Origin of the sequence: Streptomyces sp. MS06 (assembly GCF_047200655.1) — a bacterium.
Lineage (GTDB): Bacteria > Actinomycetota > Actinomycetes > Streptomycetales > Streptomycetaceae > Streptomyces.
In genome coordinates, this window is record NZ_JBJZOJ010000006.1 from 138,314 (window position 1) to 151,915 (window position 13,602).

Below are 13,602 nucleotides of genomic sequence, written 5' to 3' on the forward strand. Positions count from 1 at the left end.
CGGTCAGCCGCGCGGATCCGCCGGATGCGGAGCGGTCGGCGACCCCGCGGCCAACCGGCGCTCGCACAGCTCCGCCAGGCGGTCGTAGCCGGCCCTGCCCATCAGCTCGGTCAGCTCCGCCCGGTAGGAGACGTACACCGGCTCTCCCGCACCGTGCGCCGAGGTCGCCGACGTGCACCACCAGTGCAGGTCGTGGCCGCCCGGACCCCAGCCCCGGCGGTCGTACTCACCGATCGACACCTGCAGCACCCGGGTGTCGTCGGGCCGCTCGATCCACTCGTAGGTCCGCCGCACCGGCAGCTGCCAGCACACGTCCGGCTTGGTCTCCAGCGGCTCGCGGCCCTCCCGCAGCGCCAGGATGTGCAGCGAGCAGCCCGCCCCGCCCTCGAAGCCGGGCCGGTTCTGGAAGATGCAGGAACCCTGGTACGGGCGGGTCTGCCGGGAGCCCTCGTCGTCCTCGCCGATCCACCCGTTCCGGGTCCCCTCGGCGTGGTTCTGCCAGATCTCCGGGGTGAGCCGCGCCACATGCCCGGCGACCCGCTTCTCGTCGTCCTCGTCGGAGAAGTGGGCGCCCAGCGTGCAGCACCCGTCGTCCGCGCGGCCCGCCTGGATGCCCTGGCATCCGCTGCCGAAGATGCAGCTCCAGCGGGAGGTGAGCCAGGTCAGGTCGCACCGGAAGACCTGCTCGTCGTCCGCCGGGTCCGGGAACTCCACCCAGGCGCGGGCGAAGTCGAGGCCCTTCTCGTCCGCCACCGCACCCCGCTTCCCCGCCTCCGGGCCGTCCGCGCCCTTGGGCCGCTTCGGCCGCTTCGGGGCCTTCCCCGGCTTTGGTGACTTCGGTGACTCCGCCTGCGAAGGAAGGGGAGACGATTCGACCGTCTTGTCGTCCTTCGCCTTTTTCGTCTTTGGCACCCGTCCAGGGTACGGCGCCCGCGACCGGTCTCCGGTACCGCACGGGTGGCCGAGGACCGCGCCGCTGGCAGTAGCGTTCCCTACATGAGACTCGGTGTCCTCGACGTGGGATCGAACACGGTGCACCTGCTGGTGGTGGATGCCCACCCCGGCGCCCGCCCGCTTCCCGCGCACTCGCACAAGGAGGAGCTGCGCCTGGCCCAACTCCTCGACGACGGCGGAGCGATCGGCCCCGAAGGGGTCGACCGGCTGGTGTCCGTCGTCCGCGACGCCCTGCAGGCCGCCGAGGACAAGGGCGTCGAGGACCTGCTGCCGTTCGCGACCTCCGCGGTCCGGGAGGCCGGCAACGCCGACGACGTCCTGGCCCGCGTGCACGCCGAGACCGGTGTCGAGCTGCAGGTGCTCAGCGGCGCGGAGGAAGCCCGGCTCACCTTCCTCGCCGCCCGCCGCTGGTTCGGCTGGTCGGCCGGGAAGCTGCTGGTCCTCGACATCGGAGGGGGCTCCCTGGAGATCGCCTACGGCATCGACGAGGAGCCCGACGCCGCGGTCTCCCTGCCGCTCGGCGCCGGCCGGCTCACCGCGGCCTGGCTGCCCGGCGACCCGCCCGCGGCCGAGGACGTGCGGGCGCTGCGGCGCCATGTACGCGCCCAGATCGCCCGGACCGTCGGGGAGTTCGCCCGGTTCGGCGCCCCCGACCACGTCGTCGCGACCTCGAAGACCTTCCGCCAGCTCGCCCGCATCGCCGGTGCCGCCCGCTCGGCCGACGGCCTCTACGTGCAGCGCGAGCTGAAGCGCGCGTCCCTGGAGTCATGGGTGCCGAGGCTGGCCGGCATGACCGCCCAGCAGCGCGCGGAACTCCCGGGCGTCTCCGAGGGGCGCGCCGGGCAGCTCCTCGCGGGTGCGCTGGTCGCGGAAGGGGCGATGGACCTGTTCGGGGTGGAGAACCTGGAGGTCTGCCCCTGGGCGCTGCGGGAGGGCGTCATCCTGCGCCGCCTCGACCACATGGGCTCCGCCTAGGGCCCGTCCGGGCGGCGGGGAGCGGGGCCGGACGGCCGGGGCCGGGGCGGTGACGGCGCCGAGGAACGCGTCGAGGTCGAAGGCGACCTGGCCCGTCCCGTCCTGGAACGGTCCGAGCACACCGCCTGCCACTGGTTCGGGCCCGACGACCTGCCTCGCCTCGAGGAGAACCGGGCCCCCGGCGAGTTCCTGGTCCACGACCTGATCGCCTCCGTACTGCGGAATCGCCCGGACAAGCTCTAGCTAGCTAGTCCCGGCTGCCCGGCTGCCCGGCTGCCCGATTGCCGGACTGCCGGACTGCCGGACTGCCTCACTCGCGACTGCCCGACCGTCCGGCCCCCGCCTGGCGCAAGGGGCTCCTGCCGGCCTCCCGGCCCCGGTCCGGCCTCCCGGCCGCCGCCCCGGTGGGAGGCGGCCCCCGCCCGATCGCCACCCGGTTCCGACCGGGTCGGGCGTACGGGGTCCGGCCGGGTCCGGCGTATGGCGCTCACCACAACGGCCAGTACGTACTCGGCTGCTCCCGCATCGCACCCCGTAACCTGTCCCTCATGGCAGAGCCGGTCGTGCGGATCCCGGATGCGAAGGTCGCCCTGTCGACGGCCTCCGTGTACCCGGAGTCGACGGCGGCGGCCTTCGAGACGGCCGCGCGCCTCGGATACGACGGGGTGGAGGTCATGGTCTGGACCGACCCGGTCAGCCAGGACACGGAGGCGCTGCGCAGGCTCAGCGACTACCACCGCATCCCGGTCCTCGCCGTGCACGCCCCCTGCCTGCTGATCACGCAGCGGGTGTGGTCCACCGACCCCTGGACCAAGCTGCAGCGGGCCCGCGCGGCCGCCGAGAAACTGGGCGCCGGCACCGTCGTCGTCCACCCCCCGTTCCGCTGGCAGCGCCAGTACGCCCGCGACTTCGTCGCCGGTATCTGGCGGATGGCGGACGAGACCGATGTGCGCTTCGCAGTGGAGAACATGTACCCCTGGCGCTACCGCGACCGCGAGATGCTCGCCTACGCCCCCGGCTGGGACGTCACCCAGGACGACTACCGCCACTTCACGATCGACCTCAGCCACACGGCGACGGCCCGCACCGACGCCCTCGAGATGGTCGACCGCATGGGCGACCGGCTCGGCCACCTCCACCTCGCCGACGGGCGCGGCTCCGCGAAGGACGAGCACCTGGTCCCCGGACGCGGTACGCAGCCCTGTGCCGAGGTGCTCGAACGCCTCGCGGCCAACGGCTTCGACGGCCATGTCGTCATCGAGGTGAACACCCGCCGGGCCATGTCGAGCGCGGAGCGGGAGGCCGACCTCGCCGAGGCGCTGGCGTTCACCCGGCTGCACCTGGCGTCCGCGGTGAAGGTGCCGCGGCGATGACCGGGGCGCCCTCCGGCCGCAGCCCGGCGACCGCGCGCCGCCGCGGGCGGCCCCCGCGGGCCGAGTCCGCAGACACCCGCGACCGCATCCTGACCGCGGCCCGCGAGGAGTTCTCCGCACGCGGGTACGAGAAGACGTCCGTGCGGGGCATCGCCAAGGCCGCCGGGGTCGACCCCGCGCTGGTCCACCACTACTTCGGCACCAAGGAACAGGTCTTCGAGGCGTCCGTGGAGGTCGCCTTCGCGCCCGCCCTGAAGGTGCGCGACATCGTGGCCGACGGGCGGATCGACGACGCCGGCGAGCGGATGACCCGCGCGATCTTCGGCGTCTGGGAGAACCCGGTGACCCGGGCCCCGGTGCTGGCCATCGTCCGCTCGGCCGTCACCAACGACATCGCGGCCGCCGCGCTGCGCCGCCTGATCTCCACGCAGCTCCTGCGCCGCATCGCGGGCGGGCTGGACGCCCCCGACGCGGCGCTGCGCGCCGAGCTGGCGGCGGCGCAGCTGGTCGGCTGCGCGATGCTGCGGTACGTGATCCAGGTGGAGCCGCTGGCGTCGGCGGACGTGGAGCAGGTCATCGCCCGGCTGGCGCCGGTGGTGCAGACGCATCTGACGGGGGACTGAGGCGCGCTCCAAAGCGGTTCCGAGCGGTTCTGACGGGGGGACCGAGGCGCGCCCCGGAGGCGGTGCCCGACAAGACGGGGATCCCGCGATCCGGACACCTCGTCCCGAACCCTGGATGACCGGCGTACGCTCGGTGGCAGTCGGAATTTCCCTGATCGCAGTCCCCCGAAGGTCTGAAGGAGCGAGCGACGATGCCCGAGCTGAGGTCCCGCACAGTCACCCACGGCCGCAACATGGCGGGCGCCCGCGCCCTGATGCGCGCCTCCGGTGTACCCGGTGCGGACATCGGCCGGAAGCCGATCGTCGCCGTCGCGAACTCCTTCACCGAGTTCGTGCCCGGCCACACCCACCTGCAGCCGGTGGGCCGGATCGTCAGCGAGGCGATCGCCGAGGCCGGCGGCATCCCCCGGGAGTTCAACACGATCGCCGTCGACGACGGCATCGCGATGGGCCACGGCGGCATGCTCTACAGCCTGCCCTCCCGCGACCTGATCGCGGACAGCGTGGAGTACATGGTCGAGGCGCACTGCGCCGACGCGCTGGTCTGCATCTCCAACTGCGACAAGATCACCCCGGGCATGCTGAACGCGGCCCTGCGGCTGAACATCCCGACCGTCTTCGTCTCCGGCGGCCCGATGGAGGCCGGCCGCGCGACCCTCGTCGACGGCACGGTGCGCACCCTGGACCTGATCGACGCGATCTCCGAGGCCGCCAACGACGGGGTCTCCGACGAGGACATCCTCCGCATCGAGGAGAACGCCTGCCCGACCTGCGGCTCCTGCTCCGGCATGTTCACCGCCAACTCGATGAACTGCCTCACCGAGGCGATCGGCCTCTCCCTGCCCGGCAACGGGTCCGTGCTGGCCACCCACACCGCCCGCCGGCAGCTCTACGTCGACGCCGCCCGCACGGTCATGGACATCACCCGCCGCCACTACGAGCAGGACGACGACTCGGTGCTGCCCCGCTCCGTCGCCACGTTCGACGCGTTCGAGAACGCCATGGCGCTGGACATCGCGATGGGCGGCTCGACCAACACGATCCTGCACCTGCTGGCGGCCGCCCAGGAGGCGGGCGTCCCGTTCGGCCTGGCGGAGATCGACGCGGTCTCCCGCCGGGTGCCCTGCCTGGCCAAGGTGGCGCCCAACGTCGCCAAGGACCGCACGTACTACATGGAGGACGTGCACCGCGCCGGCGGCATCCCCGCCCTGCTCGGCGAACTGCACCGCGCGGGCCTGCTCAACGAGGGCGTGCACTCCGTGCACAGCCCCTCCCTCGCGGACTGGCTGAAGACCTGGGACGTGCGCGGCGGCTCCCCGTCCCCCGAGGCCGTCGAACTGTGGCACGCCGCCCCCGGCTGCGTCCGCTCGGCCGAGGCCTTCTCCCAGTCGGAGCGGTGGGAGGCCCTCGACACCGACGCCGAGGGCGGCTGCATCCGCGGTGTCGAGCACGCCTACAGCGAGGACGGCGGCCTGGCCGTCCTCAAGGGCAACCTGGCGGTCGACGGCTGCGTGGTGAAGACGGCCGGCGTCGACGCGTCCATCTGGACCTTCGAGGGCCCGGCGGTGGTCTGCGAGTCGCAGGAGGAGGCCGTCGAGAAGATCCTCACCCAGCAGGTGAAGGAGGGCGACGTCGTCGTCATCCGCTACGAGGGCCCCAAGGGCGGCCCCGGCATGCAGGAGATGCTCTACCCGACCTCGTACCTCAAGGGCCGCGGCCTCGGCAAGGCCTGCGCCCTGATCACCGACGGCCGGTTCTCCGGCGGCACCTCCGGTCTCTCCCTCGGCCACGCCTCCCCGGAGGCCGCCTCCGGGGGCAGCATCGCGCTCGTCGAGGACGGGGACCGCATCCGCATCGACATCCCGAACCGCTCCCTGGAACTGCTCGTCGACGACGCCGAACTGGCCCGCCGCGAACAGGCTCTCGGCGGTGCGTACGTCCCGAGGAACCGCGACCGCAAGGTCTCCGCGGCGCTGCGCGCCTACGCGGCGATGGCCACCAGCGCGGACCGGGGCGCCGTCCGGGACGTCTCCAAGCTGGGCTGACCCCCGGCCCCCGCCCCGGGGGCCCTGCCCCCCGGCCCCCGCCCCGCGGGGCCCCTTCGCGGGCCCCGCGGGCAGGACGATCCCGCGGGCAGGACGATCCCGCGGGCAGGATGCCCCCGCGAGCAGGCGGCCGTTCCAGCAGCCCGTCCGGGGTCTCCACCCGGGTGCGCCGCGGTGTTCGCCAGGGTGTGCGTCACGGTGTGCGCGGCGGTCGGCGTCACCAGCGGGCCGGGTCCCGCCCGTCGACGGCGAAGACGGTGCCGTCGGGTGCGGCGGCGTAGACCCGCCCGCCGGCGACCACCGGAGCGGGCAGCCCCGCCGACACCCGGTCCGGTGACGAGCTCATGCGCGGGCGGGTCTGCCCGAGGAGGCGCCCGGTGCCGGCGTCGACCGCGAGCAGCCGCCCGTCCGCCCCGGTGAAGTACACGTGCCCGCCGTCCACGACGGGAGCCGAGCCCCGCAGGACGGACGTCTCCAGACGCCACAGCAGACCGCGGCCGCCCGTGTCGACGGCCTGCAGGGAGCCGTTTGCGCCGAGCAGCCAGACCTCGTCCCCGCGTACGGCGGCCCGGGCGTCCGCCAGGGGGAACGGCAGGTCCACCCGGCGTGTCGCCCCGGTCCGCGGGTCGTAGCGGACGACCGCCCGGACGTCCGGCGTGGTCACGTCGGTGGCCAGCAGGAGGAGCGCGCCGCCCGAGACGCCGACCGGAGTGAGGTCGCCCCGGAGCCGTCCGTCCCGGCGCACCTCGCCGGTGGCCGGGTCGACGGCCGTGACCCGGGTGCTCGAACCGTCGGCGGAGGCGGTGGCCGCGTACGCCAGCGGGTCCCCGGGGAAGGCGGTGAAGCGCGGCCTGGCCTGACCGGGTATCCGCCGGTGCCACGCCGTGTCCCCGGTGGCGCCGTCCACGCCCGTCACGGTCCCGTCGGCGCCGGTGAGCAGCAGCATGCCGCCGGCCGGCTGCACCGTGCCGGCGGACGCGGGCCGGGCCCGCTGCCAGCGGGGCTCGCCGGTGCGCGGGTCGAGGGCCTCAAGCCGCCCGCCGGGGTCCGCGGGCGGCTGGACCAGACCGCCCGCCAGTGCCGGAGGCCGGCTCCCGTAGGCGGCCGGAACCGGATGCCGCCACAGCGTCGAGCCGTCCGACGGGTCCAGCGCGAACACCTGCCCGGAGCGGGCGCACAGCAGCCGTCCGGCGCCGTAGGAGCACCGGGGCGCACTGTTGCCGCCGGACCCCGGCCCGGTCTGCCATCCGCCGAACCGCGCCGACGTCCCCTGCCGGGTACTCTCCGGCCGCTCGGTGCCGGATCCCGCACCGAGCAGCCGCACCGACGCGAACGCCGTGCCCGCCACCACCGCCAGCGCGACGGCGGCCACCAGCACCGGCCGGGCACGCGACGTCCGCACCGGCAGCCGCGGCAGCCGCTTCCCGCGGGCTGCGCGCTGCCCGCCCCACCGTCCGGGCGCGCGCCCACCGGAAGCGGTCCCGGCGCCGGTCCCGGAGGCGCTGCCGGTCCCGGGGGTGTTGCCGGTGCCGGACACGCTGCCGGTCCCGGGGGCGTTGCCGGTGCCGGAGTCGGGGCGGTCGCCGCTGCGCTGCGAGGGGACGAAGGCCTGCGTGTCGTAGGAGGCGGCCAGCGACCGCAGTTCCCGCATCAGCTCGTCCGGCGTGGGCCGGTCCTCGGGCTCCTTGGCGAGGCAGCGCACAACCAGCGGCGCCAGGTTCCCCGGTACCCCGGTCAGATCCGGCTCGTCGTGCACGACCTGGTAGGCGACCAGATAGGGGCTGTCGGAGTCGAACGGCCCGCGCCCCGTCGCCGCGTGCACGATCACGGACCCGAGCGCGAAGACGTCCGCCGCCGGGCCCACCTCGCGGGGCCGCCGGAACTGCTCCGGCGCCATGAACGGAGGCGTGCCGATCAGCTTTCCGGTCTCGGTGCGCAGCTCGCTGTCCGTTGGCCGGGAAATGCCGAAGTCGATGACCTTCGGACCGTCCTCGCCGAGCAGCACGTTGCTCGGTTTGAGGTCCCGGTGCACCACTCCCACCCGGTGGATGTCGCGCAGCGCCTCGGCGAGCCCGGCCATCAGCCGCCGCACCTGCGCGGGCGCCATCGGGCCGTTCCGCTTCACCGCTTCGGCGAGAGTCGGTCCGGGGATGAACAGGGTGGCCATCCACGGCCGGTCGGCCTCCGGATCGGCGTCCACGACGGACGCGGTGAAGGCACCGCTGACCCGGCGCGCGGCCGCCACCTCCTGCCGGAACCGACCTCTGAACTCGGGATCCCTGGCGAACTCGGCGTGCACGACCTTCACCGCCAGCCGTCTGCCGGAGGTGCTGGCGGCGAGGTGCACCACGCCCATGCCGCCCGAGCCGAGGCAGGACTCGAGACGGTAGTGCCCCGCGTACTCAGGACGTTCCGCTTCCGTGTCCGCTCCGCCGTCTCGCTGTGGCGTCATGGGACCACCCCCGTGCTGTTCGTCCGCGCGCGCGACGGACGGAGCCTAATCGATGGGGCGTGCGGGACCGAGGAGGCGTGCGGTGCGCGAGTGCGAGGAACGCACTGGTGTTTTATGGCGTGTTCCAGGGGTATCAACGGGGCCCCATGACCGCCATGGGGTTCCGGCGGGACCGGGTCCGTCCAGTACGGATCCGCCCGCACCGTACGGGGGAGGATCAGATGTCCGTCGATCACGTGCACGAGTCCGGCGCCGACCGGCCACGGCCCGGGGACCCGGATGCTCGGACGGAGGCCGGCCCCGGCCGGGGGGAGGACCGCTCCGGCCCGGGTGAGGACGGCTCCGGCGGGACGGCAGAGGGTGCGGTGACCCTGGCGGCCGCCGAGACGCCCGCCGAGGCGCCCGCCGCCACGTCCGCCCTGCGCACCTACCCGATAGCGCCCGGCGTCCGGCTCAACGTGCGCAGCGGCCCCGGCACCCAGTACGGCATCGTCCGCGTCCTGCCGGAGGGCAGCCGCGTGCTCGTCTACTGCCAGACGCCGGGGACCTGGGTCTCGGGCTACTACGGCACGTCGAACATCTGGGACAACATCAGCAACGGCGAGTTCGTCTCGGACGCCTACGTGTACACCGGCAGCGACGGCTACATCGCGCCGCGCTGCCTCTGAGCCGCCGGGAGCCCGCGCCGCACGGGGAGCCATAATCGTCCTGTGAGCAGTGAGGACGACAACGCCCCCCAAGACGCCGGCGCGGGCTCCCCACCCGGCGCGGACCGTGCGGGGACCGCCGAATCGGGCGGGCCCCTCCCGGAGCCCCTGCGCTTCTTCGGCACCACCTGGGTCGACCGCGACGACGGGTACCGGGCCCGCCGCGTCGGCGCGGCCGCCGGCGCCCTCGCCGCCGCCGTCGCCTCCTGCCTGGTGCTGCGGTTCGCCTACCAGGGCCTGCGCATCGCGGAGCCGGGGAGCTTCGTGACCGTCCTGGTGGTCGTCGTGTTCGCGGTCTGCAGCGCGCTCGCCTTCCGCCACACCTGGGACGGCTTCGGCCGCCGCCCCGACCCCGGCCACCGGGCCGATCTGCGCGGACTGCTGGCCGTCGGCTTCGTCGGCTCACTGCTCGCCTACTTCTTCCGCTCCCTGACCGAGGCGCCGGGCGAGGGACTGCACCGCCGGGAGTACGAGGAGGCTCTCGCCCGGCACCGCAAGCGCTCCGCCCGCCGTACCGGCAACCCGTCCCGCAAGCGCCGCCGCCCGTAGCACCGCGACCGGCTCCGGTCCGACGCGACCGGCGACGAGTGAGCGGCCGGCGGCGGTGAGGTGGCGCCCGGCGGCGGCGACGGAGGGGCCGGTGACGGTGAGGCGGTCGACCGCTCGGGTAGCGGCGGTCGGCCCGGGAGGCGGCGGTCGGCCAGCGGAACGGTCCCGTCGGCACGGGAACCGGACGCCGGCCGGGCGGACCGCCCCCGTGCCAGCCGCGGCCACCGGCTCGAAAAGAGGGCTGCCCTCGCCCTCACCTCGGGCGATCATGGCCGTATGACCGCTGCTCCCGCGCACGCTGCCCGCGCCCGCTCCTTCGACGCCGCCGCGGCCCAGTACGCCGCCAACCGCCCCTCCTACCCGCCGGCCCTCCTCGACGCGGTCGAGGACCTGGCCGGGCGGCCTCTCGCCGGCGCCCGGGTCGTGGACGTCGGCGCCGGAACCGGGATAGCCACCGCCCTGCTCGCGGCCCGCGGTGCCCGGGTCCTCGCCGTCGAGCCCGGCGGAGGCATGGCCGAGCAGCTCCGGCGAGCCCTGCCCGGAGTCCCGCTCGTCCGCGGGGACGGCAACGCCCTGCCGCTCGCCTCCGGCACCGCCGACTTCCTCACCTACGCGCAGTCCTGGCACTGGACCGACCCGGCCCGCGCGATCCCGCAGGCGCGGCGCGTCCTGCGTCCCGGCGGGGCGCTCGCGCTGTGGTGGAACACCAGCCCTCTCGACGTGCCGTGGATCCGAGAGCAGCAACTGCGCATCGAGCGGCACTTCCGGCTCGACACCGCGGCCGAGGCGAGGGCGGGCGGCCGCCCGGACACGGCCGACCCGAGCGGCAGCCTGGACTTCGCGCAACGCCGGGTGCGCTGGAGCCGCCGCGTCCCCCTCGACACCCACCTGGCGAACATCGGCAGCCACTCGGTCTTCCTGGTCCAGGGCGAGGAGCACAGCCGCGCCTTCCTCACCGAGGAGCGCGCCCACCTCCTCGCCCTCTTCCCGGACGGGGAGGTGGAGGAGGTCTACGAGGTGAGCCTGCTCGTCGCCACCACCGCCGACGGCTCCGCCACCACCGGGTGACCTTCGGCCCTTGACCGGAGGCCCACCCGAGAGGACTATTCAGCGCATGGTGAATTACTCGTCCGGGTCACCCGAACAGCAGCCCCACCACCCGGCGGACACCGAGCCGGACCACGGCGACGCGTCCCGCCGCGCCCCGGACACCCCCGCCGTGCGCGCCGCCGGCCTCACCGTCGTCCGCGGCCCCCGCACGGTCCTGCGGGGGCTCGACTTCACCGTCCCCCGCGGCCGGATCACCGGACTGCTCGGCCCCTCGGGCTGCGGGAAATCCACCCTGATGCGCGCGATCGTGGGCACCCAGGCGAAGGTCACCGGGACGCTCGACGTCCTCGGCCGGCCCGCCGGCCACCCCGCCCTGCGCACCCGCATCGGCTACGTCACCCAGGCGCCCTCCGTCTACGACGACCTCACCGTCCGCCAGAACCTCGACTACTTCGCCGCGATCCTGGACCCCGGCCGGGCGGCCGCCGACCGCCGGCACGCGGACGTCACCCGCGTCATCGCCGACGTCGACCTCACCGACCACGCCGACGCGCTCGCCGGCGCCCTCTCCGGAGGCCAGCGCAACCGCGTCTCCCTCGCCGTGGCGCTGCTCGGCAGCCCCGAACTGCTCGTGCTCGACGAACCCACCGTCGGCCTCGACCCCGTACTCCGCCGAGACCTGTGGCACCTCTTCCACGGCATCGCGGCCGAGCGCGGCGCCACCCTGCTCGTCTCCTCCCACGTCATGGACGAGGCCGAGCGCTGCCACCGCCTGCTCCTCATGCGCGAGGGCCGGATCCTCGCCGACGACACCCCCGAAGCCCTGCGCGCCCGCACCCGCGCGGACACCGTCGAGGCGGCCTTCCTGCACCTGGTCGACCAGGCGGCAGCCGCCGACCGCAAGACCGCCGCCGACCGCAAGACCGCCGCCGACCGCACCGAGGAGACGACCCGATGAGCACCAGCGCGGCGACCACGCACCCCGCACCCGCGGGGGCCCTCAACCTCTCCCGCACCACCGCCACCGCGTCCCGCGTCCTGCGCCAGCTCCGCCACGACCCGCGGACCATCGCACTGATGCTGCTGGTTCCCTGCGTGATGCTGTTCCTGCTCCGCTACGTCTTCGACGGCAGCCCGCGCACCTTCGACAACATCGGTGCCTCGCTCCTCGGCATCTTCCCGCTCATCACGATGTTCCTGGTCACCTCGATCGCCACGCTGCGCGAGCGGACCTCGGGCACCCTGGAACGGCTCCTCGCCATGCCCCTCGGCAAGGGCGATCTGATCGCCGGCTACGCCCTCGCGTTCGGCACCATCGCCGTCATCCAGTCCGCGCTGGCGACCGGGCTGGCGCTGTGGGGGCTGGGCCTGGACGTCATCGGATCCCCCTGGCTGCTGCTCCTGGTCGCCCTGCTCGACGCCCTCCTCGGCACCGCCCTCGGCCTCTTCGTCTCGGCCTTCGCCGCCTCGGAGTTCCAGGCCGTCCAGTTCATGCCCGCGGTGATCTTCCCCCAACTCCTCCTCTGCGGACTGTTCACGCCACGCCAGAACATGCACCCCGCCCTGGAGGCCGTCTCCGACGTGCTCCCCATGTCCTACGCGGTCGACGGCATGAACGAGGTCCTCAGGCACACCGACATGACCGCCACCTTCGTCCGCGACGTGCTGATCGTCGCCGGTTGCGCACTCCTGGTCCTCGGCCTCGGCGCCGCGACCCTGCGGCGACGCACGGTCTGACCCGCCCGGCCGGTCCGACCCGCCCGGCCGGACACGGCCGACAGGGCGGATGCCGTCAGGGCCTCCGCCGTCGGGGACGATGCCGTCAGGGCGATGCCCCGGGCCGTGCGCGCCCCCGTCCCGCTCTCCGGACCGCCGAGCCGCCACGCCGCCCCCGATGCGAGGATGCCCCCAGGACGTCGTACCCACGGAGGCAGCCCCCGCCATGACCCAGAAAGTCGCAGTCCTCGGCACCGGCAAGATCGGCGAAGCCCTGCTCAGCGGAATGATCCGCGCCGGCTGGGCCCCCGCCGACCTCCTGGTCACCGCCCGGCGCCGGGAGCGGGCCGACGAGCTCCGCACCCGCTACGGCGTCACCCCGGTCACCAACGCCGAGGCCGCCGGCTCCGCCGACACCCTGATCCTCACGGTCAAGCCGCAGGACATGGGCACCCTCCTCGACGAACTGGCCCCCCACGTCCCCGCCGACCGCCTGGTCATCAGCGGAGCCGCCGGCATCACCACCGCCTTCCTGGAGAACCGCCTGGCCGACGGCACCCCGGTGGTCCGCGTCATGACGAACACCCCCGCCCTCGTCGACGAGGCCATGTCCGTCATCTCGGCCGGCAGCCACGCCACCGCCGACCACCTCGCCCACGCCGAGGAGATCTTCGGAGCCGTCGGCAAGACCCTCCGCGTCCCCGAGTCGCAGCAGGACGCCTGCACCGCCCTCTCCGGCTCCGGCCCGGCCTACTTCTTCTACCTGGTCGAAGCCATGACCGACGCCGGCATCCTCCTGGGGCTGCCGCGGGACAAGGCGCACGACCTGATCGTCCAGTCCGCCATCGGCGCCGCGACGATGCTCCGGGACAGCGGCGAGCACCCCGTCCGGCTCCGCGAGAACGTCACCTCCCCGGCCGGTACGACCATCAACGCCATCCGCGAACTGGAGAGTCACGGCGTGCGCGCCGCCCTCATCGCCGCGCTGGAGGCGGCCCGCGACCGCAGCCGAGCCCTCGCCTCCGGCAACAACTGACCTCCGCCCGCCGCCGCCCGGGCCCCGACCTGCCGCTACCCGGACCCCGCCGGTGTCGTCCGGGGGGGGGGGGGGGGGGGGGGGGGGGGGGGGGGGGGGGAGGGGGGGGGGGGGAGGGGGGG

At 74.5% G+C, this 13,602-nt stretch carries 12 protein-coding genes; 10 read left to right on the top strand and 2 right to left on the bottom strand.

Annotated features, from left to right (window positions below; all coding sequences use genetic code 11):
* Positions 1–3: 3 nt before the first annotated feature.
* Positions 4–753, bottom strand: a complete 750-nt coding sequence (locus ACL02U_RS04975) for a hypothetical protein (RefSeq protein WP_412789400.1) — start codon at positions 751–753, stop codon at positions 4–6.
* Between the two features lie 243 nt (positions 754–996).
* Here ACL02U_RS04975 and ACL02U_RS04980 point away from each other — a divergent pair, with 243 nt between their 5' ends.
* From ACL02U_RS04980 to ilvD, 4 genes are all read left to right on the top strand, one after another.
* Positions 997–1,929 (top strand): Ppx/GppA family phosphatase, encoded by a 933-nt coding sequence (locus tag ACL02U_RS04980; protein WP_412789382.1) that lies wholly within the window; start codon positions 997–999, stop codon positions 1,927–1,929.
* A 548-nt stretch (positions 1,930–2,477) separates the two neighbouring features.
* Complete coding sequence (locus tag ACL02U_RS04985) at positions 2,478–3,302, top strand: sugar phosphate isomerase/epimerase family protein (protein WP_412789383.1); 825 nt, start codon at positions 2,478–2,480, stop codon at positions 3,300–3,302.
* The gene (locus ACL02U_RS04990; RefSeq protein WP_412789384.1) at positions 3,299–3,925 is read left to right on the top strand and encodes a TetR family transcriptional regulator; all 627 of its coding nucleotides are present in this window, start codon (positions 3,299–3,301) and stop codon (positions 3,923–3,925) included. The genes ACL02U_RS04985 and ACL02U_RS04990 overlap by 4 nt, the downstream gene beginning before the upstream one ends.
* A gap of 191 nt (positions 3,926–4,116) precedes the next feature.
* Positions 4,117–5,970, top strand: coding sequence for a dihydroxy-acid dehydratase (gene ilvD, locus ACL02U_RS04995; RefSeq protein WP_412789385.1), 1,854 nt, complete (start codon positions 4,117–4,119; stop codon positions 5,968–5,970).
* 217 nt (positions 5,971–6,187) lie between these two features.
* Here the strand turns inward: ilvD and ACL02U_RS05000 are convergent, their stop codons facing one another.
* Complete coding sequence (locus tag ACL02U_RS05000) at positions 6,188–8,422, bottom strand: serine/threonine-protein kinase (protein WP_412789386.1); 2,235 nt, start codon at positions 8,420–8,422, stop codon at positions 6,188–6,190.
* 371 nt (positions 8,423–8,793) lie between these two features.
* On the opposite strand from ACL02U_RS05000, the gene ACL02U_RS05005 reads away from it, so the two are divergent.
* The 6 genes from ACL02U_RS05005 (at position 8,794) to proC (ending at position 13,480) form a co-directional block, all read left to right on the top strand.
* The gene (locus tag ACL02U_RS05005; RefSeq protein WP_412789401.1) at positions 8,794–9,090 is read left to right on the top strand and encodes an SH3 domain-containing protein; all 297 of its coding nucleotides are present in this window, start codon (positions 8,794–8,796) and stop codon (positions 9,088–9,090) included.
* A gap of 42 nt (positions 9,091–9,132) precedes the next feature.
* On the top strand, positions 9,133–9,678 hold the full coding sequence (locus ACL02U_RS05010; protein ID WP_412789387.1) for an EamA/RhaT family transporter: 546 nt from the start codon (positions 9,133–9,135) through the stop codon (positions 9,676–9,678).
* A 276-nt stretch (positions 9,679–9,954) separates the two neighbouring features.
* On the top strand, positions 9,955–10,746 hold the full coding sequence (locus ACL02U_RS05015) for a class I SAM-dependent methyltransferase (RefSeq protein WP_412789388.1): 792 nt from the start codon (positions 9,955–9,957) through the stop codon (positions 10,744–10,746).
* Positions 10,747–10,792: 46 nt separating this feature from the next.
* The gene (locus ACL02U_RS05020; protein ID WP_412789389.1) at positions 10,793–11,686 is read left to right on the top strand and encodes an ABC transporter ATP-binding protein; all 894 of its coding nucleotides are present in this window, start codon (positions 10,793–10,795) and stop codon (positions 11,684–11,686) included.
* A complete protein-coding gene (locus ACL02U_RS05025; RefSeq protein WP_412789390.1) occupies positions 11,683–12,465 on the top strand; it encodes an ABC transporter permease in 783 nt (260 codons plus the stop codon). Before ACL02U_RS05020 ends, ACL02U_RS05025 begins: the two co-directional genes overlap by 4 nt.
* A 205-nt stretch (positions 12,466–12,670) precedes the next feature.
* The gene (gene proC, locus ACL02U_RS05030; protein WP_412789391.1) at positions 12,671–13,480 is read left to right on the top strand and encodes a pyrroline-5-carboxylate reductase; all 810 of its coding nucleotides are present in this window, start codon (positions 12,671–12,673) and stop codon (positions 13,478–13,480) included.
* Positions 13,481–13,602 lie beyond the last annotated feature (122 nt).